The organism is Microbispora sp. CA-102843, assembly GCF_050936215.1.
Lineage (GTDB): Bacteria > Actinomycetota > Actinomycetes > Streptosporangiales > Streptosporangiaceae > Microbispora.
Window position 1 is genome coordinate 5,997,593 of sequence record NZ_JBNJNF010000001.1, and the last position, 23,040, is coordinate 6,020,632.

Below are 23,040 nucleotides of genomic sequence, written 5' to 3' on the forward strand. Positions count from 1 at the left end.
TCGATGCCCGCATCGCGTGTCATGCCAAGCGAAGAGAGTGCCGACCTGATCGAGATCGTCCGGCACCTCGCCGACGGGGAGCTGGCCCCCCGGGTCGCGAAGGCCGAGGCGGACGAGGACTTCCCGCGCGACGTGTTCCGCACGCTCGGCGCGATGGGCGTCCTCGGCCTGCCGTACCCCGAGGAGTACGGCGGCGGCGGTCAGCCCTACGAGGTGTACCTGCAGGTGCTGGAGGAGGTCGCCCGGGTCTGGTCCAGCGTCGCCGTCGGCACCAGCGTGCACGTGTTGTCATGCTTCGGGCTGTTCAACTTCGGCACCGACGAGCAGCGGCGGGCCTGGCTGCCCGACATGCTCGGCGGCGAACTGCTCGGCGCGTACTGCCTGAGCGAGCCGCACGCCGGCTCCGACCCCGCCGCCATGACCACCCGCGCCGTCCGTGACGGCGAGGACTACGTGCTCACCGGCGCGAAGGCGTGGACCACGCACGGCGGGCGCGCCGACTTCTACACGGTGATGGCACGGACCTCGGACGACCGCAGGGGCATCTCCTGCTTCCTCGTCCCGGCCGGCGCCGAGGGCCTGAGCGCCGACCCGCCCGAGCACAAGATGGGCCTGACCGCCTCTCCGACCGCGACGATGCGCCTGGACGGCGTGCGGGTGCCGGCCGAGCGCAGGATCGGCGCGGAGGGCGACGGTCTCGGCATCGCGCTGGCCGCCCTCGACTCCGGCCGGCTGGGCATCGCCGCCGTCGCCACCGGCCTGGCCCAGGGCGCCCTGGACCACGCCGTGGCGTACGCGAAGGAGCGCTCGACGTTCGGCAGGCCGATCGTCGAGCACCAGGGCCTGGCGTTCCTGCTGGCCGACATGGAGGCGGCCGTGCAGACCGCCCGCGCGATGACGCTGCACGCCGCCCGGCTGAAAGACCTCGGCCTGCCGTTCGGCCGGGAGGCGTCCATCGCCAAGATGGTCGCCACCGACAACGCCATGAAGGTCACCACCGACGCCGTCCAGGTGCTGGGCGGCTACGGCTACACCCGCGACTTCCCGGTGGAGCGTTACATGCGCGAGGCGAAGGTCATGCAGATCTTCGAGGGCACCAACCAGATCCAGCGCATGGTCATCGGCCGCTCGCTCGCCGGGAACACCGCACCCGTGATCACCGCAGTCAGCAGGGAGAAGCACTGATGCAGGTCGCCGACACCGCAGTCATCGTCACCGGCGGGGCCTCCGGCCTCGGCGCCGCGACCGCCGAGTTGCTGGCCAAGGAGGACGCGGAGGTCTTCGTGTTCGATCTCAAGCAGAGCATCGACGCCGTGGACCCGGTGCCGGGAGTGGAGTACCTCCCCACCGACGTCACCAGCCCCGAGGAGGTGCGGGCCGCCGTCGCGACGGCCGCCGCCGGCCTGCCGCTGCGCGCGGTCGTCAACTGCGCGGGCATCGGCCCGTCGGCGCGGATCCTGGGCAGGAACGGCGTGCACGACCTCGACCTGTACGCGCGCGTCGTGCAGGTCAACCTCATCGGGACCTTCAACGTGCTCGCCCTGGCCGCCGAGGCGATCGCCCGCACCGAGCCGGACGAGCACGGCCAGCGCGGCGTGATCGTCAACACCGCCTCGGTCGCCGCCTACGAGGGGCAGATCGGGCAGGCCGCGTACTCCTCGTCCAAGGGCGGCATCGTCGGGCTGACCCTGCCCGCGGCGCGCGACCTCGCCCAGCACGGCATCCGGGTCAACACGATCGCCCCGGGCATCGTGGAGACGCCGATGCTGGCCACGGTCTCCGCGGAGTTCCGGGAGGGTCTGGCGGGCGGCGTTCCGTTCCCGCGGAGGCTGGCCCGCCCGGACGAGTACGCCCACCTGGCGCTGACGATCATCCACCACGACTACCTCAACGGCGAGGTCATCCGGATGGACGGCGCGCTCCGGATGGCACCCCGCTGACCTCAGCAGTCACGACCCGGGCAAAACTCTCCAGAAACCAGAGATGGCCCGGTGCGTGTCGTTTCGAATCGTCAGTCGCGTGTCGGCGACCTGGAAGTCCGACTTTCGGTGAGCGTGGATATCCCTCACCCGAACTGCGAGTGCGGTTGAGTGCACGGCAGTTGCGTTCTCGTGGCTTGCGCGTAGACCTTCCCGCGAAGCAACTCACAGGCATCGACCACCAGATGCGGACCAAGGGGATGAGGGGGTCATGCGCGGGCTCTGTCGGGGAGAGCCGGACTACCGGCGAAGTGGCAGGCGGCGCCGTGCGGCCGCTCGCCGGCGCTCTCGATCGGGTCGGTGGTCACGCAGATCTGTCGGTCGCTGCGCATGGCCGGTCCGATCGGACAGCGTGGGTGGTAGCGGCAGCCGGTCGGCGGGTTGTGCGGGTCGGGCGGCTCGACGTCGGCTGTGGCAGCAACCTCATCGGCCAGCAGATTTCCGGTGCGCGATGGTGCAGCGTCGACCAGATCGCGAGTGTAGGGGTGCCGTGGATCGGTCACCACGGCCTCGGTCGGGCCGACTTCGACGATGCGGCCGAGGTACATGACGGCGATGAGGTCGGACATGTGACGGACCACCGCGAGGTTGTGCGAGACGAACAACATCGACAACCGCAGTTCGCGTTGCAGGTCCCGGCACAGGTTCAGCACAGCGCCCTGCACGGACACATCCAGCGCCGAGGTGATCTCGTCGGCGATGACCACCTTGGGCCGGCCGGCCAGCGCCCGGGAGAGCGCCACGCGTTGCCGCTGCCCTCCGGAGAGCCGGCCGGGCAGCATGCCGGCACGGTCGGAGCCGAGATTGACAAGCTCCAAGAGCCGGCAGACCTCGACATTTCGGGCGGCCCGGCGAAGGAACGCGCCGCGCGGCATGGCCTCGGCGATCGATTCACCGATCGTCATCCGCGGGTCCAGGGACGAGGACGGGTCCTGGAGCACCATCTGGACCGGCCTGTTGCGGCGCGCCTGCCGTCGTACGTCGGTGCCGTCGAGCAGCACCCGGCCGCCACTGACCGGCGAGAGCCCCACTGCGGTACGGGCCAGCGTCGACTTGCCCGAGCCGGATTCGCCGACCAACCCGACGACCTGCCCGGACGGAACCGTCAGGCTGACCCGGTCGACGGCAGTGAGGCCAGTGTGACGGTGACCGTACCGCACGCTGACTTGGTCAAAGCGCAGCTCGCTCATAGCACTCCTTCACGATCGGCGGCCACCCGCCGCCCGTGCTCCGGCTCCGGCGCAGCGCCCGTCGGTTCGGGCGTGTCGGCGGCAACAGGGTGCCAGCAAGCGACGCGGTGCGGCGATGATCAACTTGGGGGAGCCCATAAGCCCCATGCCGATCATCGCGCGTTGCCGCATGCCGCCGGAGAACTCGTGCGGGTACTGCCGCGCGCGGCGTTCAGCGGCCGGAACCCGCACCGCACGCAGCCGTTCCACCGCCCGGTCGAACGCCTGCTAGCGGCTGAGCCCTTGGTGCTGTCCGGCGACCTCGGCCAGCTGACTGCCCATCCGCCGGGTCGGGTTGAACGACGTCATCGGGTCCTGGAACACCAAATGGCCGCATGCCGACCGCAGCCGTCCGCGAGGGGCGAATGTTTTCAGGGGCTTCCCCGCGGGCCGGTGGGGAGTTTGGATCGCTTCGCCGGCACCTGCGGTGAGCTTCCTCGCGCCACCACCACCGAAGCAGACCGTTGCACGGGACGAAGACAGCGTCTCAAGGCCACAGGTTGGTTGTGAACAGCTCGGCGAGCAGCACATACTAGAGGGAATGAAGCCAGCCAGCGGCGCGTCCCGCCGTCACCTGCCCACCAGTCCCTTCAAGCCTCCGCCTCCTGCCCCGCCTGTCGAGCAGTTCAGTGTGAACGACCAGGTAACCCATGATCGGTACGGTCTCGGCGTGGTCTTGGCTGTAGAGGATGGGATTGCTGTGATCGTCGACTTCGGATCACAGCAGGAACGAATCATGACCCCATACAAGAAGCTGCACAAACTCTGAGACAGATGCCCCGTAGGGGAAGCGCATCGCGCGAGTACGGCTCCGTCGGCGGCCACCTCGGCGGGCGTCCACGCGCCGGCGCCCTCCTGCGCGGGCAGGACCTGGATCTTAATCCGTCCTCGTCAGAAGCTCACCTGCCCAGACCGGGCAGCGGCGCTTGCAGGATCGACGAGGTGCGGCATGAGGGAGCGCCTGCCCGGACATGAGCCGGGGCCCGCGCTTGTCGAGCGCGGACCCCGAATCACGATGCGGACCTGGGTCAGACGAGAACGATGTTCTCGGCCTGGGGACCCTTCTGGCCCTGGGTGATGTCGAACGACACCTTCTGGCCCTCGTGCAGCTCGCGGAACCCCCGGGCGGCGATGTTCGAGTAGTGGGCGAAGACGTCGGGGCCGCCACCCTCCTGCTCGATGAAGCCGAAGCCCTTTTCCGCGTTGAACCACTTCACGGTTCCGACAGCCATGTTGAATCTCCTTAAGCAGGGGCCGAACCGGAATCCGCACTGCACAGATTCCGCGTCGCCGGATGAGGCCCCCTCCGGAGATGGCCGGAAAAACAAAATGCGCCTGAAGGTCACATCCCGCCAGGCGCACACAAGTTTTATGGGTACCACAACTGCAACTGCATGGATGGTAGCACACGCCTAAGGTGACGGAACATCCGAGGTTCAAAAGGCGGGATGTCCTGGCCGCTCGGGAGCCCGATCCGCGATAAACCCTGCAGACGCCAAGGCGAGGGGCCGAGCAGGGTCGACCTCGACGGAATTCTGATCACACCGCCCGTGTCGGGCGTGCGGTCCCACCGGCTCTTGCTCTTTCCAGGGTACGGCAGTGCTTTACCCCAGATGACAGGCTACGCGTTACTTGGGATTACAGGAAACAGCGCAAACGTGCGGACGAACGGGGGAAACGATGGCAGAGTCGGCATCCCCGGAAACGGAGCCGTTGTCTCCGGATTTCAAATTTCTCAGATATCTGCGATCACCTGGCACAGCTCCACCAGGGCGTCGGCGTCGACCGTACGGTGCGCGCCCGCCTCCTCCACCGCCGAGGGGACCGGCCGCTCGCGCGTCGCCTACAACCGCCCGGCGTCACTGCGCATGATCCGCCGGTGGAGATCATTCAAAGTCACCTGGTACAGCTGAGCCCTGCAGAAGACAGGCGCTCCCCCTTCCGTTAGCTCAGTCGGGCTACGGCTGGGTGAGGACAGCGGCCGCGTCGTGGTCGGTCGCGTGACCGTTGCTGCCGGCCCAGTCGGACAACATCGAGCGGCCACCGTTTATCCGCGGCAGGACGGGGGCCTGATGGCAAAAGCCCGGCCCCTGTTCGCGGAACGCCTGCCGTGGGCATCCCAGCGCCGGGCAGACCAGGCGCCGTACTGTCACCGACACCACCGCTGTCCGCCCGTCGACCGGGACGTCCGTGGCCGTCCGGCCGCAGAAGCCGTGACACGGGCGGTCAGGACCCCGCACACCGGGCACGGCACGGGCTCATCCCGAGTGCGGGCCATGACCCGGCAAGGCTGGCCGACCTGAACGTCACGGTTGCCGCGCTGCTGGTCCCGCACGGCTGCAACGTCGGCTAAACCCGGTCATCGGCTCGGCCGAACCGCTGACCCGGGACCGGCTGTCGCACGTGGACCAGACCTACCTGCGGCACGCGACCTACCGCGCCGCCAACGCCGCGCTGATCGCCGCGCAGCAGTCCATCGGCCTCGCACAGGCGTGGGGCGGCCGGCTGGTCGCCTCGATCGACGGGATGCGGTTCGTGGTTCCGGTCCCGTCGGTGTACGCGCGGCCCAACCCCAGGTACTTTGGCCGCCGCGGCGGCGCGACCTGGCTCAACATGATCAACGACCAGGCGGCGGGCCTGACTGGCAAGGTCGTGGCCGGCACCCTCACGCGACTCGCTGTATGTGCTGGACGTGCTGTACGACCGCGACGGCGGCGGCCGCCCCGAGGTGGTCGTCACCGACACCTCCTCCTACAGCGACATCGTGTTCGGCCTGCTCACCCTGGCCGGGTACGCCTACGCGCCGCAGCTGGCCGACCTGCCCGATCAGAAGATGTGGCGGATCGACGGCCGCGCCGACTACGGCCCGTTCAACGACGCCGCCCGCGGCCGCATCGACCTGAAGCGGATCGAGCGGCACTGGGAAGACATCCCGCATCATCGGCTCCATCCACACCGGCGCCGTGCGCCCACGACGTGATCCGGATGCTCTCGCGCGACGGCCGCCCCACCCCGCTCGGCAACGCGATCGCGCACTACGGTCGCATCTCTAAGACGCTGCGCATCCTGGATGGCCGACGAACCCGGGTATCGTCACCAGATCAAGGCCAACCTGCAGGAAGGCCGCCACGCCCTGACCCGAAAGATCTCCACGGCCGCAACGGGCAGCTGTACCAGAACTACCAGGAGGGCATGGAAGACCAGATCGGCGCACTCGGCCTGGTCCTGAACGCGATCGTGCTGTTTAACACCCGCTACATGGACGCCGCCCTATCCCACCTCCGCACAACCGGGTTCGACATGCGCGAGGAGAACGTGGCCCGGCTGTCGCCGTTCGTGCCGCACCACATCAACATGATGGGCCGCTGCTCCTTCCAACTCCCCGAGATGCCTGATGGGCCAGGGCCGCTGAACCCCACGTCGTGACCACCTACTCCTCAAGACCGAACACCGCGGAGACTCGCCGTACGAGATCTTCCTCGGTGCCCCCGGAAGCCACCCTGAGCCCGTAGAGGCCCAGATGCCGGGTCTGCTCGCTGAGCCGGTCAGTGAACAGTGCGTCGCGCTGGAGCAGGTTCTGCAGCGCCTGCTGCGGGTCACGGGTCTTGGCGAGGAATCCCCATGCCGGTCCGCCACGGCTGTCGAACACCGCCTGGCGGAACTGGGGAGTCGGCAGCAGCCACACGGCATGGCCTACTTCGGTGAGCAGGGGTCGGACGAGGCCGGGCAGCAGCCGGAATCCCTCGGCGACCACCGGCCGGTCGGCGGGGAGGGCGAGAAGGTCTTCGATGATCAGCTTGAATCCTTCGCCGTGGAACCAGTGGAAGGTATCGAGCATCTCGCGCGGACTTCTGGCCACCCAGCGTTCGTCCATGTTCATGGCAGCGAACCTGCCCAGGTAAGGAGCTTGCTCCACGGGCACGCGGCGGGCGTGGTCGGACATGACCGCGTCGGTATCGTAGAGACGCATCCCATACCGGTCGGCGATGCGTCGGGCGATGGTGGATTTTCCGGACCCGCTGCCGCCGCCGATCCAGTAGACGTGGCGCAAACGTTCCCTCCAACCGCTGGGGGAAGCCCCTTCGTGCAGTGCAGAGTTCATGCGTTAGCTCCTGTCGAGTGGCTGCCCGGCGGGCGTTGAGGGCGAACACCCGGTGCACAACCGAGCCGGACGCGCCGTTCACCGGAGGCGGTCGCCGGGGCCAGCAGGCTGGTGACCTCGGCGATTGCCTCCGGAGAAGGATGAAAGTAGCGGCGCACGTTCTCGGTCTTCTTGTGCCGGGACCTGGCCATCAGCATCAGCAGGCTCGCGCCGCCCTCGCCCAGATGGGTCAGCGCCGAATGCCGAGTGCCCGGCCCGCCGATCGCGGTGTGGGCGTCCAGCAGCGCGCGGGCAGGCCGCCACCGATCCCGTCTGGCAAGACGACTACCGGCGCTGGCTGCCCCCGTCAAACGCGCCATCGCCCGGATCGTCGCGCGGGACAACCGGCGATTACGCTACATCGGCACCATCAAGAACAACTCCTGGCTCCACACCCGGGCGGCCGTCCTCAACCTGCGAACCCTGATCAACCTTGGACTCACCCAAACCGGCAACGTCTGGACACTGGTTCCCAAACTCACTTGAGCGAACCACGGGCCGACCACAAGCAACGGCCGAGACAAGATCTTCAACGGCCTTCTAGAGCGGTCGCCGCGATGCGACGCAGTCCCGGGAACATCGCTGCCGGACTTCCTCCGGCTGATTTCGCCTGTCTGACCTGCGGTGAGCGTGGATGAGAACTCAGCTGTTCCTGCTCGGCTGGTACGGCGCCTGGTCGGCGGCACCGCAGGGGTGGTGCCATGATGGCCGCGTGATGGAGACCCGGGAGCGCGGCCCAGACGCTGCCGGTGTCCCGCCGGAGCCCGGCGACCGGGTTCAGGCGCAGGTGCTGCTGCTGTTCGGCGACCAGGCCGAGGTGATCGCGCCCGGCTACCCGGCGAGCGCCCCGCTGCGGATCCCGGCCGAGCGGCTCGCCGCCGAACTCGGTGTCGCACGCCGGGAGCTGCCGGGATGCGGTTCACCGCGCGGGCCAGCACCGGTCTGGATGGCGAGACGCTCGACGACGCCCGCCTGGTGCAGCTACCGAGGGCGGCGGCGGGCACGGCGCCCGGCTACCGCCCGGTCGACCGTGGAGCGTCCCGATAGGATCAACGCGGCGCACCGCACCGACGCCCCGGGTGTGGCCGGTGCCGGCGATTCACCCTCGACACGTCCGACTGAGCCATCACGTCATGCGTGGGATCACCACACGCGGTGCACGTGCTCACTCCATGGGCGGTTCGCACTGCGGATCATGCGGCGATCACCCGGCGTAGTCCGTCCGGTCCGGGCGTCGGCGAGAACCCTGCCATCACCGACGCACGCACCTCGTCAATGTATGACAGACGGAGATCCGCCTTCCCCACGGGGCGCCACTATGGACCGTTCCCAGAGAGCCGGCTCTTCCCGTTCGCGTCTTCCCATCGATCACCCGACTCCGTAACGACCCCGACCCGCGCGCCGGGTTGAGATACCTCCCCGTGGAGGCCTCCATCGCCAAGCCTCTGCCCGGCCTCCCCCGGCGACAACGCTATGGGCGCAATCGCCGGCACCCGAGCGTTCATCCGTCCCCCTGCCCTGGAAGCAGGACTGCTGCGAGGACGCGCCGACTCGAACGCGCGGCGCCCGAAATCTGAAGGGCGTGATGCGGGCATGGGGGACATCATTCGTGATCATTGTGCATGCGTTGACAATGTGAAACGCATGTCAGTTCGTGCATTAAGTGCTATCGGTCCGCTCCATTGCAATATAGCATCTCTGTTGTCGATAACATTGCGGGCCTTGACAACGTGGGCATCCCAGCAGACAGCGGCGGGCTCCGCATGAGATCACAGTATCACCAAACGATACGACGGAGGTTTATAATTGCATGGAGATATTTCTCAGCACCTGCTTGATCCTGTATATGCTCTACTCAGGTTTCTGGGCTGAACCCGGGCTCATCATGAGCTGGCCCATGTATGCGAGGCGCTGTGCCATCACCATTACCTTCGAGCTTCAGACCGAGCATGGCGATGTTCGCCATGCGGAGCTGTATGACGTCATTCCGCCAGATGACTTGAGCCTCACTCCGTGGCAGCTGATTCACATTTCAGAATATCTGCAACAGCGATACCCGGCGGTATCGGGAGAGGGAAAGATCTATTACGCCGATGGCGAGCGACACCTGAAGCTGGAGAATCAGCGTGTGGTTCTTAGAGGCATTCGTTAGCGGATTTACGCTCCCAACACACGAATGGCGTCTACAGGTATTCCGTATCATCATAGGGGCCGCCTGCCTACTGAAGTTCTCCCTGGCACTTGGCGGGGGCGGGCTGCAGCGATACTCAAGTGACGGGTATCCCTACTACTCCCTGGTCAAACGTCACGGGGAAGATCGTGCAAGAATAATCGCACGGCTGTACAAGCCCGTTGTCATGCTCAGGATACCGGCCGCAGCGAGCTTGATGCTCGGCCTGTATCCGAAAATCGCCGCGCTGCTTGTGCTACTGGCATTGGCATACGAGCTTCTTTACAACTATCGTTCGAATACAACATACCTAGGGCTTGCGGTCGCTCCACTATTGATCGCAGGAAGTTTGGGGCACGGGCTGGATATATCGATGACCGCCATAAGCTCCAGCAACACGTGGGCACAATGGCTGATAGTCTTGATAACCATCGATATGTACTGGAACAGCGCATGGATCAAAGCGAGAACTCCTCAATTCACCAGCGGCCTGGGACTTTCCCAGTACCTCCAGGTATGTGCGAGCGTGAAGGACAGTTTGCCGGCGAAGGAGTACTACTTCCCGAAATGCGTATACACTCTTATCGGTGACGGTAGCGCGAGAGCGCAGAGAATATGGTCCGTGGCGTCTCATCTCACCCTGGCTGCAGAGATCGCCTTGCCGGTCGGCCTGCTGGTCCCCGTCCTCACACCAACAGCTTTTGCTGTCGGCATTGTCCTCCATACGGCATTCGTCTTTCTAAGTCCACGAAATATCGTGGGCTTCAGCGTAGGGACGGTCGGCAGCTACGTCCTATTTGCTAATTGAAGTGCGCTTTCCAGTCGACTCGACGCCGACGCCCTGGATCAAGCGGTGTGCCGTCGAGGCGATGTGAATCAAACGCCAGGTCACAGACGGTGACGTCCGCGACGTCACCTACGCCGAAGACCGTGGCCAGGTCCGTGCCGGCAACGCGCCCCGCGCCATGGTCACCTGCGCAACCTCGCCATCGGGGCCCTACGCCTGACCGGCACCGACAACATCGCTCCAGCCATTCCGCCACATCTCGCGCGACGCCACCCGCACCCTCACCGTCCTCGACCTCGCATGATCGGGTCAACGACAACAGTTCACGCGTCGTCGACGCGGCTTCCCTTCGCATCTCGGCCCGTGCCCACGCCCTCTTCGGTAGCCGGAGCTGGATTTGGCGCGTCCGCGATGCAACCCCAGGGCGCTGTCAATCGTGGGGAAGAAGGCCGGAAGTGGCGCCGGTGTGGTGATGGTGTGGCGCCCAGGCTGACTGTGGAGACTGTAAGCCATCCGCGATCGAGAGCTGACTCCCAGCCCAATCACCGAGGGCCGAGGCGTCAAGCAATAACTCCTTGAGGTCTGATCGCATTGCCGTTCCGATCACGCGGCAGGACCTCACCCCGCACCATTCAGGCAATGACGTCGGCTGGTGTGCAACGCCGGGCACGTGCTGGACCAGCCGCGTCGAGCTCAGCGGGTAGGGCACCAGGACTTGGGCACCGCGGCAACACTGCGAGCAACGACAACTCCCGAGAGCTCCGGTAAAGGGTTCTAGGCGCAGCGGCGACCGTTCGGGCCGGCGTACTGGTTGGTCGGCTCGGGCGTCGAGGCCGAGAAGACGCCCGAGCGCCGATGGCTCAGACGGAATCCGATACGAGGCGAGTCAGAGCGGTGACCGGTGATGGGCTCCGCCCTCACTTGTCCCCCACATGCATCCCACAGAGCGGCGGCAGGACATCATCATGGGCAAACTGGAAAGTTATCGGCATTCTATACGAGTCAAAATCGTCAGTGCCCCGAAGAGGGTGAGAGAAGCAGCAAGCCAAAGACCGGCCGGCACCGCTTACCTGTACGTCGAAAGCCTCGTCGCATGGATCGGGACCGGTCTCTACCTGACCGGCAGCATTTTCTTCTTCACGCGATTCGTCGGCCTCTCCCCCGAGCAAGTCGGCGCGGGCCTGACTGCGGCTGGCATAGCCGGTCTCGCAGTGAATGCGCTGGCTGGACGTGTGATCGATGCTACCGACGCACGAAGCGTCGCGATGATCGCTGGTATCGCACGAGCCGGGATGGCCATCCTATTGATCTACGCCGGCTCCTTTATCGCGTTCATCTTGCTGGTCACACTGCTAAGTATCTCGAACCGGGTCCGGGAGATCGCGATTGGCAAGCTCGTCGCCAATCTGGCCGTGGGGCAGAATCGGGTCGGCGTCAGCGCGTTCATCCATACCTTCAGCAATACCGGATTCCTGATCGGCGCAGTATTGTGCGGAGTGACTCTCGGGTTCGACAGTTCAATCGCCTACTGCCTTATGATGCTGGCATACGCGGCCACCGCTGTCATTTCCGTGCTATCGATCTCCAAGGTGCCCAAATCGGAACGGCACAGCGTAACCAAATACTCGCCGAATGAGCGCACACAGAGCGCGATAAGAGATCTGCCGTACCTCACGATCGCGATGCTGTGTGGAGTCTTGATGATCTCCGACACAGTGCTGACCGCGGGCCTCCCATTACTGATTTCGAATAATCAGAGCATCCCGTCGTCGGTCGCGCCATCGCTGGTCGCACTGAACACCGTCTTGGTGATCGCGTTCCAAGTGAGAGCAAGTCGAAATGTTGGCGGCGCGCAGACGTCGCAACGCAGGATTCGTCAGGCTGGTTTCACCGGTGCAATCGCGTGTGTGCTTTGTGGCGGCGCTGCCATGGGGACGTCGGTTGTCGCCGTCGCGTTTCTTTTCGCCGGCGTCATCGTTCTGACAGTGGGCGAACTGTTACAAACACCGACATCCTGGGACTTGCGCTACAGGCTCGCACCAGAGAGCAAGCAGGGCGAATATGGTGGCATGTTCCAGCTCGCAAGCGGCATCCCGCAGGCCATCGCACCCGGCCTGCTAACACTACTGATAACGCAGACCACTTTCTGGGCCTGGGTGGTTCTGGCCGGGCTCCATGTGGTTCTCATCATGCTGGCCGGCCCTTGTATAGCCTGGGTGGAAGCCACTCGTTCCCAGATCAGGCACCCGCAAGGTGCAGTGACAATTCATGGGCTTGAGTCACGTTCGTAAGCATCCAGCGCACGTGATCGCCGACGATCTGAATTTATCCACGCCTGAACGGAGTTCACATCATGATCCGGGTTCTCCTCATCGACAGTGTGCGGATCGTTCGAGAAGGGCTTGCGGCCATCCTTTCCGGCCACGCCGAAATCGAGGTGGTCGCCAGCACCGCCGCGTCCGCCGAGACCATACGAGCCTTATTGAAGTACCGTCCAAGCGTGATGATCTGGAGTTCGTGCAATCTCGAGCACGAGGAAGTGGCCCTTCTCACGCGCCTGTGCGAGGAGAATCCGGACTGCAGGATGCTCATCCTGACCCAGTGCCGACGGCCGGAAAGGGTGCAGCGCGCCCTCACCACGCGGGTCGCCGGCATTCTGGCGACAGACACCTGTTCCGAGCACGTCATCGACGCGATTCGTACTGTCGCGTCCGGCCGCCGGGTACTCGATCCGGAGCTGGCCTTCGCCATGGTCACCGTTCGCGCCAACCCTCTGAGCGATCGCGAAATGGAGATTCTCGGGCTACTGGCGAGCGGGGTCGGACCCCATGACATCGCACGGAAAATTTCCCTGTCGCCGGGAACCATCCGTAACTACCTGGCCTCCGTGGTGCGGAAGCTCAACGCGCGCAATCGGCTTGACGCGATCCGCATCGCCGCGGAGAGAGGACTCCTGCACTGACTTCGCGCCCCAATCCACAGTGCGGCGGTCAGCTCCTCGCCGATCGGTTCCGACGTGTTCGGAGAGCGTCCACGGAGAGTGCGTGCATGGAAAGCTCCAGTTCGCGACCGAGCAGTATCCGATTCGCCGTCATATGAATCAGTGCCGCTCCCACCTGTGCCGGAGTCGCCGTGGTGGCGTTGCCGAGCGCCTTTTGGAGATCGATGAGAGCGCTCCGATGGCCTTCCCATACCGCCTCCGCGAGCGGCGGCGGTGCGCCGAACGCATAGTCACGTGTGGCAGGCCTCACGTCCATCACGCGCCTGCGCTCGCTGCGTTCCAGATCAACGGGCCGGTACGGCCACTCCCCAGAGCAGACGTGATCGGTGATGTCCAGCGCCATGGCGGTCGCGGTGACCAAACGGTCGTTCGTGACGCGGTTGAGAGTGGCGATCGCGAGCCGTGAGGATTCGCGAAAGACATTTTCGGCCGCCTCCATGACCTCCGGACCTCCATACCGCTCGATTTCCGGGTCATATGAGACGACGCTGATGGGCTTGCAGAGAGCGGATCGCGTCATGGTCTCGGACCACGCGATGATCGCCGGTACCACCACGCTGCGAAGATGGGCGGATGTGCCCCGCACGCGAATCCGGAGATGGTGGCCGACGTGGGCGTCCTGATAACGAAGGAAGAACCACGCTTCGTCGGCGAGTACCTTGGCGACCCGGGCGAGGAGCTCGTCCTGGCAATCGATCAGAGCAGGGACGATCACCGTGAGCCAGGTCTCTCCCGCGTGCCACAGGCCTGCGCCGGGGGGTCGCGCAGCCGCGGCAGGGAGCGGCTTCACCGGGATGCGTGTTTCCCCGTTGGCCGGGCCATCGGCGAAGAGCGGCATCACCACATCGACGATGTGCTTGCCTGTGGGACCGGGCAACCAGGCCGCCGACTCTGGCGGCTCCCATACGTGGGTGGCGCCACGGAGTACCTGACGACGAAGCAGGGCGCGACCGGTGGCTGAGAAATCGACGAGAAGGTGCTGATCATCCACCCCGACCACGATCTCGCCGGGCAACGGCGGTGAGGTGACGTCGCGCCAGCGGTCGATCGCCTGATTCCATCGTTCTGTCTTCGCCGCGGCGACGAGATCGGCCGGAAGGCGCCACGTCGCGGGAGACAGGACAACGGGGCCACGAGACACCCGGGGCGTAAAAGACAGATGCCGGCCGATCGGGCCCCAGTTCCAGTGCTCCCAGCTCATGGCGCCATCGCAGGAAATGGCCTCGAGAAGGTTCACCAGGGGAAAACGCGCGGGGTCGTCGAGCCGATCGAACACCACGGGACGAACCCTGCGGCAATCGCGCCGCGACACGAGGTAGAGGCGATCCGCGGTCGCGCCGATGAGCAGATCGTCGGGAGTCAAATCATCCCCGCCGGCACTCTGATCGATCACTATTCGCCGGTCAGTCCATCCGGTCTTGGCGCTGAGGAAGCGCGTGTGGAGAAATCGCGGCCGGTAGACCACCTCTGCCAGATCTGTTCCTTTGAACTGCGCGGCGAAGACGTCAAGCGCGCGTTGCCCGGTGAGGAGCGGCGCGAACCGGCCGACCATCGCCCCGGCCTGCTGCGATCCAGATCCGAGCAAATGCAGCCGATATCGGCCACGGGCCAGGTCTGCGGGCGATGACGCGATAATTCGGGCGAGCACTTCGACCGATCTGGGAACTTGTCCCGCAGCGGGCGAGATGAGCCTTTCGACGATGGCGTCGTCCAAAAAGATCTCCCGACGACCATGCGCGGCGGCCGTGGCAGCGAGCTCGCCGAGCACCGCGGCGCGCTGGGCCTGCCACGTGTTCGCGCCGGGCGGCTGCACGCTCCCCTCCGGAACCAGAGGCCCGAGGCCGCGCACAGGGTCAAGAGCGGCGAGAGCCGGAATCAGCCTGTGGTGCCCCCAAGCCTCGACGAATCGCGCATGCCACGCCGTGAGCCCACTGCGGAAATCGGCGTGGACGGGAAAGCATCGGGTGAGCAGTGCCACCGCCTCAGCCAGATCGTCGCCAACACTCGTCGGCAGACTTCCTTCGAGCTCGGCCGCCAGATCGGCATGTACGGGGAAGCGCGGCGGGACGGTCGATGCGCCGAACGGAGCGCTGTCGAACTCAGCGCAGACTGAAGTCGCTTCGCTGAGCTCGTTCAAGTGCCCGACACGTTCCATCGTCCAGGCGGCCGGGGCGGATACGGTGGCGTCGGGAACGATGTCGCTGACGAGGAATCCGGCCTGCAGCAGTCGCCGAATGAGTTCGACCGACTCCGAGCGAGGCGTCGCAGGCGATTCCTCGGCAAGGCGGTCGATGACCTGCTGAAGCGTGGGGTGGCTCCGCGCGAGCGAGATGATGCTCTTGACGACGGGCAGGCGTGGCACAGATGCGCTTTGACTGAAACGGGCGCGCGCTGAAGCGGTCTCCCCCGGAGCGAGAGTGACGTAGCGGCTGCCACGAACCGCGGTGCAGTGAGCGACTCCGATTCGTATGGCGGACAGTTCGCTGTCGAGGCCGAATCTCCCCATCGCCTGACGCTGAAGAAACTCGGGACTGGGGCGCGTCCAGGAGCGCCACCCACGCAGCAGGAGCGATGTGCTCTCCGTGGAATCGACCGGTACCAGCGAGACACCGGCGAAGAGGCCGAACGGGGTGGTCCGGTACCGCAATCGCGACGCATACGCGGCGACAGAGGTCACGAGCCGCCCGGATGCGGTTTCATCGACGCCCCGCATCACCTCGGCCGCGACATACGGATTGGCGATGCTCAGGGCTGTCATGAAGACCGCGTTACCGCTTACTTCGCTCGGACTTTCTGGGAGACGGAGAGCCTGCGCAGCAGGAAGAAGCGGGACACGAAGCATGGCGGCCTTGCCTGGCGAATACATACGCTGCACCTCAACTGATCCGGCCGAGGCCCCGATAGGTGACGATCTCCGTGTGTCGTCCGACTCGCTGCGCCCTCCTGCGCGGGGCTTCGCCATGATGCCGACCGGTGAAAATGCCGAGGTGCCCGAGCTCTACGTTGGAACAAACCGATCACGTAGTCCAAGAAAGCGAGGTCCACGCACGCACGGCGGGCGGTGCGTGGCCTACGGGTTCTGGAGCACGCAAGCCATTCGCCGGTCGGCGCGAACCGGCTCAGGACGTGCGGCCGAAGCGGGCCCGCAGGAAGTGATCGGAAACGCGCATACCCGGGTGGGGGCTGTAGGAGAGCACGGCGATCAGGCGCGATCTGCCCTCACCGACCGGGGTCACGCGATGCAAGGTCCGCGTACCGACGAGCAGGAGGAGGCTGCCCGCCGCTCGCGGGCAGCCGTGCACCAGATCCCTGTCTCCATGGAGCACCCGGCTCACGGCATCGTAGTTCTCATCGTCCTTGGACCGGACGTTCGGCACGTATTCGAAATCACCGCCTGATTCCGCTGAGCGGATGTCGAGCAACACGGTGAAGGGCGCGAAGCGGCCGCCATCAAAATGCCAGTCGTTACGATCACCTTTGCCGTATTCAACCACGTTGAGCGGATAGAGCGGGTCGGTCAGCCGGTGGACCGAGGGGAGGGCGAACGCATGAGCGATGAACTGCGCCATCTCGTCTGATTCGTAGAGCCGGCGCAGTAGCGAATCTTCCGGAATCAGGTCGTACGCGACCGCGTTGACCGCAGTTCGGCAGGGGAAGTTACGTGGGTGGTCCGCGGGAAATCTGGAGTCGGACAGAGCACCGGCTTCACTCACCAAAGAATAGACGCTTGATGTGCCGCTGGTGTGGTTGCCGAATCGCGCCAGCCGTTCGGCCTCCGCGCAGATGTAGTTTCTGGCATCATTTGCAATGAATCCGGGCAGCTCGACGATTCCATAATCGCGTAGCCGGGTCTGGCAGGACTTGACGACGGCCCGATAGCGCGGGTCCGCGTGGTCACCGAGGGGATAGGCGGACACGTCGACGACGTCCGCCATCGAGATATCGGTCGGTGTACTCAATTCTTTTCCTCCGTGATCAATATCAGGTGGGTTCGAGCAGGGCCGGAGCACGTGGCTTTCCGCGAACGGCCCCGCCCGAAAATCCTCTGACCGCCATGAGTGGGCTACCGTGCGATACGCGGACGGACCGATTTGCTTGGTCGCCCACTCGATGGCGGCACGATCACGGACCGAAGCTGGATACGACCCGCTGGTTGGCGCCTTCATCGAAGGTGATCACAAGATCAGGGGTTTCCAAGGTCTCCAGCACCGGGCAATCGTTGTCGAACGCTGCGAGCGACATGTTGTCACCTCCTTTTGGATATCCATCCCATTGATAATAGAAATGCTACGTCGCAGTAGAGCGCCGGCGATAGTATTTGATGCACGAACTGACATGTGTTTCGCATTGTCAATGGATGCGAAACGCCGGACCTGCTCGAGAGCCCGACTCTGGGGACGCACACAGCGCGGTCTTCACCACGCCGTGGTCATGGGTAGTGCAGGCCCGAAGGTCAGGGAGGCGGGATGGCATGCAGCCTGAGCAGTGCGGCGACCTCGTCGGCTTCCGGCGAGGATGTGGCGTCCAAAATCGCGAATGAGCGTTGCCAGGCGTCAAGGGCGGCGGGGAGGTCTCCGGCGTCGCGGTGCACATCGCCCAGGGCGCGGAGAGCCAGGCCATGGCGGCGGGTGGCAGGCATGGCCTGGCACATCGCAACAACCTCCGTCAGCGTGGCGACCGCCTCGTCCAAGCGCCGCTGCCTGCGCCGAAGTTCCGCCGTGGTGAACAGGACGCGGGCCTCGCTCACGCTGTCTTCTGTTTCACGATAGATCGCCAGGGCCCGGTGGAGCAGGCGTTCGGCGTCAGCGAAGTCATTCTGGGCGAGCCTGGCCTCGGCCAGTCCCAGGGACGCGTAAGCGACTCCGTGGGGGAAACCCAGCGCGTCGAGGCCTTCCAGCGCCTGGCTGAAGCAGCCTTCGGCAGCAGTGAGGTCGCCTCGGGCGAGCTCGATCTCCCCGAGTACGATCCTGGTGAATTCCCGCGAGCGTACATCGCCGGTGTCGTCCGCCAGCTGTATTGCCCGCCGGATGGACCGGTCTGCGAGTTCGAGCTGCTTTCGATTGAGGTGGATTCGGCCGATGCCCCGCATCACGGTGATCTCTGTGCTCCGGTCACCGGCCTGCGCCAGGCCATCGGCGGCCTGCTCGTAGCGGGCCAGCGCGTCGGCGTTGCGTCCTTGAATGCGGTCGAGTTCGGCCATGTTGACCAGGGTCAGGGCATGTCCGTACCGGTCTTTGGCCTTGTCGAACAGGTGGAGGGCTTCCTCCAGGGCGTGCTTGGCGGTGGCCAGGTTGCACTGAGCGAAATGTAATCGCGCGAGCCCGCCGACCATGGCCGCCTGCCCGCGTATGTCACCTGACATCTGGGCGCTGTGCAGGGCGGTCTCGTGTGTGGTGCGCCATTCGTCGTGGAAGCTTCGTGTCTCGAACAGATTCACGGCGCTCATGGCCAGGTCCCAGCACAGTTCGTCGAGCCCCAACGCCGCGCATTGACGAACGCCGGCGACGATGCCCGCCCGCTCGGCTTCAATCCAGGCGAGTGGGTCATGTACCACGCGTTCAGCGGTCTGGGAATCGGGCCGCCAACGGATTCCGTTACCGTGAATGACGCGGTAGTCGCCACCGCACAGCAGGCTATGTGCTCGCTGTGTCATGACCAACCATCCGCTGAATGCACGTTGGAGAGCGGCGGTCCGTTCACCGACTTCTTCGTCGGCCTCGGCGCGCTCTCGTGCATACTCCCGGGTCAGGTCATGGAACCGGAAACGCGCCTCTCCATCCGGACTGTGGCCTACCGCCTCAAGGAGGCGAACGTCGGCCAGTTGCTCGATGAGCTGCTCAGCGACATGTTCCGATGTTTCGAGCAAAGCGGCGCCGACCCAGGCCGCGAAATCGGGTGCCTCCAGTAGGCCCAGTCGGCAGAACATCCGCTGGGTTTGGGAGGGCAAGCCGTGGTAGCCGATGCCAATGCTGGCCCGGACCTCGTGGGAGCCGTGGGAGAGCTGGCTGAGCCGGTCGCGGGTGTCGCTCAGGCGCGAGACCAGGTGGCGCAGGCTCCAGTACGGGCGCGCGGCGAGCTTGGCGCCGGCGATTCGCACGGCCAGCGGCAGTCTTCCGCAGAGCTCGACCAGGCTGCGTGCGTCAGCGGGCGCTTCGGCGGTCTTGTCGTCGCCGATGATGTTCCCCAGCATTTCGACCGCGTCTTCGACGGGGAGAACGTCGAGATCGATGCGCTGGGTCGCGGGCAGCGTCGCCAAACGGTGCCTGCTGGTGATCAGGGCGGCACACCCTTGCGTCCCCGGAATCAGCGGGCGAACCTGCGCCTCCTCCGCCGCGTTGTCGAGCACCACAAGGTAGCGCCGATCGGCGATCCTCTCCCGGTAGAGCTCGACGCGTTGATCCAGTTCGGCCGGCATCGTGGCACTGTCCGTGCCCAGGGCGCGCAGGAATCGTCCCAGCGCTTCGGCGGCGTCGAGCGGACGCTCTTCAGACCCGCGCAGGTCGATGTACAACTGGCCATCAGGAAATTCGCGCCGGAGCTGATGGGCGATGTGTACGGCCAACGTGCTCTTGCCCACACCTCCTTGGCCGGAGATGGCGCTGATGGGCAGGGCCGTACCGGCGGGTGAGACGTGACGGTGGGCCGAGAGAAGGTTCCTCGTCACCGTGACCAGTTCCTCACGTCGGCCGACGAAGTCTGCGTGGTCGGGCGGGAGCTGGCAGATCGTCTTCCGGCGCCCGGTATCGACCGCAGGTAGGGCGTCGGCCAGGATGACGACCTGCAGTTGCCGCAGCTCATCGCCGGGCTCGATGCCCAACTCGTCGACGAGCCGCGTGCGCGCCTGCTGGTACGCGTCCAGAGCCCGGTGGCGCTGGCCGGCTCGCGCATAGGCGAGCATGAGCAACCGCCACGCGCGTTCGCACAGGGGTTGTTCCGCGAGGAACGGCCGCAAGTCGCCGATCACCTCTGCGTACAGGCCGATGCCCAGCATGGCCTCGGCGCGGTCCAGACGCGTCTCGGCCAGCCGTTCCTCCAGCTCCGCTACCCGGGAAAGCGCCCAGTTGTGCAGCTGGATGCCCTCGGCGGGACGCCCTCGCCACGACTCCAGGGCCCGTTCGAACCGGCGTAAGGCAGCGACGAGATCGCCTTGCTTCACCTCGGCTCGCGCGCGTCGCGTCTCTTGGTCGAACATAAGCAGATCTAGCTCTTCGGGAGTCGCCTCGAGCAGATATCCCGGGCCTTTCGTTAACAGCCGGATGTCGCAGGAGAAGGTCTTGCGTATGCGGGCGACGTGAGTTTGCAGATTGGAAACGGCAGAGGCGGGAGGTGTCTCCCACAGCGCGTCGATCAGCCTCTCCCTGGAGACCGGCACGTTGACGTTGAGGAGGAGTGCTGTCAGAACCGCGTACTGTTTCCCTACGAGCACAGCCTCTCGTCCATCTGCCCTGTGCGCGTGGACGGGGCCCAAGATGCCGAAGGTTGCTCCCGTCATGGCCTCGCTCTCCCGCTGCGGCGATCTATGGTTCTTTCGAATAAGCGTGCGGATACCAGGTTCGTCAAGACCTGAAAAGATGTGCTATGGATCACACCGACGGCGGCCGGCACCTCGGCGGGCGGCAGGCCGGCAGACAGGACACCGGAACGCCATCCTCGGCCGGCTTGAGTGGCCGCGAACCGCCTGGAAAATATCTCGCCCACGAGCGATGATTCTGCCTCACGGCCGCAGTCCCACCTGTCAGCCGCATCGCCGTGTTCGCCGACCCGGACGGCAACCGTGTTGGGCCGGTGCGCCGCTAGGCTACGCAACTCCAGCCCCGCCCGCGTCGGTGGCGGAATCCGCGCGTATGGCTCCCGCGCGGCGCGGTCGAAGGCCTCCGCCGCGTTGTGCAGCCGTCGGTCCTTCAGCAGGCGCGCCGCGACGTGAAGCAGATCGGAGGTCGCCCCGGGCACGTCCGCCACGCCGCCCGGTTGGAGTCGCGGGCGGCCTGGCCGGCGTACAGGTCGGTGGTGGCCGAGGCGATGCCGGCCGGCAGCAGCGCGATGATCGCGATCCACACCGGCAGCAGCATGCGGTCCCTGCGCACAATGAGCCGAATCAGGGCCCAGGTGCCGGTCATCTGGCGGCTCCCTCGTAGTGGCGCAGGAACAGCTCCTCCAGAGTCGGCGGCTGTGTGGTCAGTGCGCGCACGCCCGGCCGGGCCAGCTCGGCGAGCACCGCGGTGAGCGCGTTGCCGTCCACCTGGCAGCGCAGCCGGGCGCCGTCCACGGTCAGGTCGTGCACGCCGGGCAGGGCGGACATGCCGGGTGCCGGCCCGATCAGGTCGGCGGTCACCGAGGTGCGGGTGAGGTGGCGCAGGTCGGCCAGGCTGCCGGACTCCACGGTATGGCCGGCGCGGATGATGCTGACGCGGTCGCACAGCGTCTCCACCTCCGACAGGATGTGGCTGGACAGCAGCACGGTGCGGCCGTCGCGTTTTCCTGCAGGACGCACTCGTTGAAGACCGCCTCCATGAGCGGGTCCAGACCCGAGGTCGGCTCGTCGAGGATCAGCAGTTCCACATCGGAGGCGAAGGCGGCCACCAGCGCCACCTTCTGCCGGTTGCCTTTGGAGTAGGTGCGGCACTTCTTGCGCGGGTCGAGCTCGAAGCGTTCGAGCAGCTCGGCGCGCCGCCTGGGGTCCAGGCCACCACGTACCCTGCCCAGCAGGTCGATGACCTCACCGCCGGTGAGCGAGGGCCACAGGGTGACGTCCCCTGGCACGTGCCTTCGGTGCAGTTGGGTGGCCTCGTGCCAGGGGTCGCCGCCGAGTAACGCCATCCGGCCGCCGTCGGCGCGCATCTGGCCCAGCAGAATGCGGATCGCGGTGGTCTTGCCTGCGCCGTTGGGGCCGAGGAAACCGTGCACCTCGCCCGTCTTGACGGTGAGGTCGAGCCCGTCCAGAGCCTTGGTCCGGCCGAACGTCTTGACCAGGCCGTCGGCATGCACTGCGGCGTTCATTGGTGTCCCTCGAACTTCTCCAGGCCCGTCCGCGCCTGGCCGAACAGCTCGCGGCCGAGGAATTCCGGTCTGATCAAGTCGAGCTGGGCCTTGCCGACGCGCAGTGCGCCTCGCGGGGCGTAAAGGTCCGTGCCGAGGGCACGGGAGACGTGCTCGTGCAGCACCGTGATGCCCAGCTTCATTGCCGTCAGCACGGTTGCGCGGGCGCGGTGGTCGGCCTCGGAGTGGTCGTCGTCGGCGAGGTGCTCCTCCGTCACGCTGACGAGTTCGTCGAACATCGCGGCGGCTGCGGGGGGAACCGTCCACGAGCGCGCGGCCGAGGGCCTACGGTGACCTGCTCGCGCAGGTAGCTGAGGACGTACTCGTCACAAGCCTGTCTCAGCGCTTCCTTGGTGCCGAAGTGGTGCTGCACCAGGCCGGGCGAGACTTTTGCGGCCTCGGCGATCCCGCGGATGGTGGTGGCCTTGACCCCCTGCTCGGCGAACAGCGTCATCGCGGCGTCGCGGATGCTGGCGCGCGCCGCGCCGGGCCCGGCCCTGACCCGCCCCCCGGAGCGGCGCTCGCGCCCCGCGCCGAATCCCGCCTGCCGGCCTGATCGACCGCCATACGAGGCCGCCCGGCAGTGCGGCTCCGAGCGTCCCGCGCCCACTGGCTCAGGACGGGCACAAGGCGAAGCCGGCGCGAGTTCCCAGCCAGGATCCCCGGCGCCGCCGGCGTAGGCGCAGGTCATGTACGC

Annotated in this window: 20 protein-coding genes and 3 pseudogenes; 11 read left to right on the forward strand and 12 right to left on the reverse strand. The window is 66.0% G+C overall.

Annotation, left to right across the window (positions count from 1 at the left end):
• The first annotated feature begins 3 nt into the window (after positions 1-3).
• Together ACQEVJ_RS27775 and ACQEVJ_RS27780 are read left to right on the forward strand one after the other, a co-directional pair.
• Positions 4-1,185: an acyl-CoA dehydrogenase family protein gene (locus ACQEVJ_RS27775; protein ID WP_433105988.1), complete on the forward strand. Its 1,182-nt coding sequence runs from the start codon at positions 4-6 to the stop codon at positions 1,183-1,185.
• The gene (locus tag ACQEVJ_RS27780; RefSeq protein WP_433105990.1) at positions 1,185-1,940 is read left to right on the forward strand and encodes an SDR family NAD(P)-dependent oxidoreductase; all 756 of its coding nucleotides are present in this window, start codon (positions 1,185-1,187) and stop codon (positions 1,938-1,940) included. Before ACQEVJ_RS27775 ends, ACQEVJ_RS27780 begins: the two co-directional genes overlap by 1 nt.
• 248 nt (positions 1,941-2,188) lie before the next feature.
• Here the strand turns inward: ACQEVJ_RS27780 and ACQEVJ_RS27785 are convergent, their stop codons facing one another.
• Entirely contained in the window at positions 2,189-3,169 is a 981-nt protein-coding gene (locus ACQEVJ_RS27785; RefSeq protein WP_433105992.1) for an ABC transporter ATP-binding protein, read from the reverse strand.
• Between the two features lie 580 nt (positions 3,170-3,749).
• On the opposite strand from ACQEVJ_RS27785, the gene ACQEVJ_RS27790 reads away from it, so the two are divergent.
• Positions 3,750-3,977, forward strand: coding sequence for a hypothetical protein (locus tag ACQEVJ_RS27790; RefSeq protein ID WP_433105994.1), 228 nt, complete (start codon positions 3,750-3,752; stop codon positions 3,975-3,977).
• Between the two features lie 259 nt (positions 3,978-4,236).
• Here the strand turns inward: ACQEVJ_RS27790 and ACQEVJ_RS27795 are convergent, their stop codons facing one another.
• Complete coding sequence (locus ACQEVJ_RS27795) at positions 4,237-4,440, reverse strand: cold-shock protein (protein ID WP_193205280.1); 204 nt, start codon at positions 4,438-4,440, stop codon at positions 4,237-4,239.
• 849 nt (positions 4,441-5,289) lie between these two features.
• A pseudogene (locus ACQEVJ_RS27800) lies at positions 5,290-5,504 on the reverse strand (transposase family protein); the annotation flags it as partial.
• 107 nt (positions 5,505-5,611) lie between these two features.
• On the opposite strand from ACQEVJ_RS27800, the pseudogene ACQEVJ_RS27805 reads away from it, so the two are divergent.
• From ACQEVJ_RS27805 to ACQEVJ_RS27815, 3 genes and pseudogenes are all read left to right on the forward strand, one after another.
• Positions 5,612-5,803 (forward strand): annotated as a pseudogene (locus ACQEVJ_RS27805) (Tn3 family transposase); the annotation flags it as partial.
• Between the two features lie 88 nt (positions 5,804-5,891).
• Positions 5,892-6,188 (forward strand): Tn3 family transposase, encoded by a 297-nt coding sequence (locus ACQEVJ_RS27810; RefSeq protein ID WP_433105996.1) that lies wholly within the window; start codon positions 5,892-5,894, stop codon positions 6,186-6,188.
• 5 nt (positions 6,189-6,193) lie between these two features.
• Entirely contained in the window at positions 6,194-6,634 is a 441-nt protein-coding gene (locus ACQEVJ_RS27815) for a Tn3 family transposase (protein ID WP_433113011.1), read from the forward strand.
• A 4-nt stretch (positions 6,635-6,638) separates the two neighbouring features.
• Here the strand turns inward: ACQEVJ_RS27815 and ACQEVJ_RS27820 are convergent, their stop codons facing one another.
• Positions 6,639-7,310, reverse strand: coding sequence for a shikimate kinase (locus tag ACQEVJ_RS27820; RefSeq protein WP_433105998.1), 672 nt, complete (start codon positions 7,308-7,310; stop codon positions 6,639-6,641).
• Complete coding sequence (locus ACQEVJ_RS27825; RefSeq protein ID WP_433106000.1) at positions 7,307-7,669, reverse strand: hypothetical protein; 363 nt, start codon at positions 7,667-7,669, stop codon at positions 7,307-7,309. Before ACQEVJ_RS27825 ends, ACQEVJ_RS27820 begins: the two co-directional genes overlap by 4 nt.
• Before the next feature lie 592 nt (positions 7,670-8,261).
• On the opposite strand from ACQEVJ_RS27825, the gene ACQEVJ_RS27830 reads away from it, so the two are divergent.
• The 5 genes from ACQEVJ_RS27830 to ACQEVJ_RS27850 all read left to right on the forward strand — a co-directional run bounded on the left by ACQEVJ_RS27830 (position 8,262) and on the right by ACQEVJ_RS27850 (position 13,268).
• Positions 8,262-8,396 carry a hypothetical protein gene (locus ACQEVJ_RS27830; protein WP_433106002.1) on the forward strand — a complete coding sequence of 45 codons (135 nt, stop codon included), beginning with the start codon at positions 8,262-8,264 and terminating at the stop codon, positions 8,394-8,396.
• Between the two features lie 763 nt (positions 8,397-9,159).
• On the forward strand, positions 9,160-9,501 hold the full coding sequence (locus tag ACQEVJ_RS27835) for a hypothetical protein (protein WP_433106004.1): 342 nt from the start codon (positions 9,160-9,162) through the stop codon (positions 9,499-9,501).
• The gene (locus ACQEVJ_RS27840; protein ID WP_433106006.1) at positions 9,476-10,327 is read left to right on the forward strand and encodes a hypothetical protein; all 852 of its coding nucleotides are present in this window, start codon (positions 9,476-9,478) and stop codon (positions 10,325-10,327) included. The genes ACQEVJ_RS27835 and ACQEVJ_RS27840 overlap by 26 nt, the downstream gene beginning before the upstream one ends.
• A 944-nt stretch (positions 10,328-11,271) precedes the next feature.
• Positions 11,272-12,597, forward strand: coding sequence for an MFS transporter (locus ACQEVJ_RS27845; RefSeq protein ID WP_433106008.1), 1,326 nt, complete (start codon positions 11,272-11,274; stop codon positions 12,595-12,597).
• Positions 12,598-12,659: 62 nt separating this feature from the next.
• A complete protein-coding gene (locus ACQEVJ_RS27850) occupies positions 12,660-13,268 on the forward strand; it encodes a LuxR C-terminal-related transcriptional regulator (RefSeq protein ID WP_433106009.1) in 609 nt (202 codons plus the stop codon).
• A gap of 28 nt (positions 13,269-13,296) precedes the next feature.
• Here the strand turns inward: ACQEVJ_RS27850 and ACQEVJ_RS27855 are convergent, their stop codons facing one another.
• The 7 genes and pseudogenes from ACQEVJ_RS27855 to ACQEVJ_RS27885 form a co-directional block, all read right to left on the reverse strand.
• Entirely contained in the window at positions 13,297-16,065 is a 2,769-nt protein-coding gene (locus ACQEVJ_RS27855) for a lantibiotic dehydratase (RefSeq protein WP_433106011.1), read from the reverse strand.
• Between the two features lie 361 nt (positions 16,066-16,426).
• Positions 16,427-17,266 (reverse strand): HalD/BesD family halogenase, encoded by an 840-nt coding sequence (locus ACQEVJ_RS27860; RefSeq protein WP_433106013.1) that lies wholly within the window; start codon positions 17,264-17,266, stop codon positions 16,427-16,429.
• Between the two features lie 494 nt (positions 17,267-17,760).
• Positions 17,761-20,733 carry a BTAD domain-containing putative transcriptional regulator gene (locus ACQEVJ_RS27865; protein WP_433106015.1) on the reverse strand — a complete coding sequence of 991 codons (2,973 nt, stop codon included), beginning with the start codon at positions 20,731-20,733 and terminating at the stop codon, positions 17,761-17,763.
• 475 nt (positions 20,734-21,208) lie between these two features.
• Positions 21,209-21,424: a hypothetical protein gene (locus ACQEVJ_RS27870; RefSeq protein WP_433106017.1), complete on the reverse strand. Its 216-nt coding sequence runs from the start codon at positions 21,422-21,424 to the stop codon at positions 21,209-21,211.
• Positions 21,421-22,304, reverse strand: a pseudogene (locus tag ACQEVJ_RS27875) (ABC transporter ATP-binding protein). Before ACQEVJ_RS27875 ends, ACQEVJ_RS27870 begins: the two are co-directional and overlap by 4 nt.
• Complete coding sequence (locus ACQEVJ_RS27880) at positions 22,301-22,561, reverse strand: hypothetical protein (protein WP_433106019.1); 261 nt, start codon at positions 22,559-22,561, stop codon at positions 22,301-22,303. Before ACQEVJ_RS27880 ends, ACQEVJ_RS27875 begins: the two are co-directional and overlap by 4 nt.
• Positions 22,558-23,034, reverse strand: coding sequence for a TetR/AcrR family transcriptional regulator (locus tag ACQEVJ_RS27885; protein ID WP_433106021.1), 477 nt, complete (start codon positions 23,032-23,034; stop codon positions 22,558-22,560). The genes ACQEVJ_RS27880 and ACQEVJ_RS27885 overlap by 4 nt, the downstream gene beginning before the upstream one ends.
• Positions 23,035-23,040: the final 6 nt, after the last annotated feature.

Bases quoted from the DNA above. Each gene is read 5' to 3' on its own strand.
- ACQEVJ_RS27815 (WP_433113011.1), top strand. From the start codon at position 6,194: ATGCTCTCGCGCGACGGCCGCCCCACCCCGCTCGGCAACGCGATCGCG.
- ACQEVJ_RS27825 (WP_433106000.1), bottom strand. From the start codon at position 7,669: ATGGCGCGTTTGACGGGGGCAGCCAGCGCCGGTAGTCGTCTTGCCAGA.
- ACQEVJ_RS27855 (WP_433106011.1), bottom strand. From the start codon at position 16,065: ATGACAGCCCTGAGCATCGCCAATCCGTATGTCGCGGCCGAGGTGATG.
- ACQEVJ_RS27845 (WP_433106008.1), top strand. From the start codon at position 11,272: ATGGGCAAACTGGAAAGTTATCGGCATTCTATACGAGTCAAAATCGTC.
- ACQEVJ_RS27835 (WP_433106004.1), top strand. From the start codon at position 9,160: ATGGAGATATTTCTCAGCACCTGCTTGATCCTGTATATGCTCTACTCA.
- ACQEVJ_RS27790 (WP_433105994.1), top strand. From the start codon at position 3,750: ATGAAGCCAGCCAGCGGCGCGTCCCGCCGTCACCTGCCCACCAGTCCC.
- ACQEVJ_RS27830 (WP_433106002.1), top strand. From the start codon at position 8,262: ATGCGGTTCACCGCGCGGGCCAGCACCGGTCTGGATGGCGAGACGCTC.
- ACQEVJ_RS27885 (WP_433106021.1), bottom strand. From the start codon at position 23,034: ATGACCTGCGCCTACGCCGGCGGCGCCGGGGATCCTGGCTGGGAACTC.
- ACQEVJ_RS27785 (WP_433105992.1), bottom strand. From the start codon at position 3,169: ATGAGCGAGCTGCGCTTTGACCAAGTCAGCGTGCGGTACGGTCACCGT.
- ACQEVJ_RS27795 (WP_193205280.1), bottom strand. From the start codon at position 4,440: ATGGCTGTCGGAACCGTGAAGTGGTTCAACGCGGAAAAGGGCTTCGGC.
- ACQEVJ_RS27775 (WP_433105988.1), top strand. From the start codon at position 4: ATGCCCGCATCGCGTGTCATGCCAAGCGAAGAGAGTGCCGACCTGATC.
- ACQEVJ_RS27870 (WP_433106017.1), bottom strand. From the start codon at position 21,424: ATGACCGGCACCTGGGCCCTGATTCGGCTCATTGTGCGCAGGGACCGC.
- ACQEVJ_RS27780 (WP_433105990.1), top strand. From the start codon at position 1,185: ATGCAGGTCGCCGACACCGCAGTCATCGTCACCGGCGGGGCCTCCGGC.
- ACQEVJ_RS27820 (WP_433105998.1), bottom strand. From the start codon at position 7,310: ATGAACTCTGCACTGCACGAAGGGGCTTCCCCCAGCGGTTGGAGGGAA.
- ACQEVJ_RS27850 (WP_433106009.1), top strand. From the start codon at position 12,660: ATGATCCGGGTTCTCCTCATCGACAGTGTGCGGATCGTTCGAGAAGGG.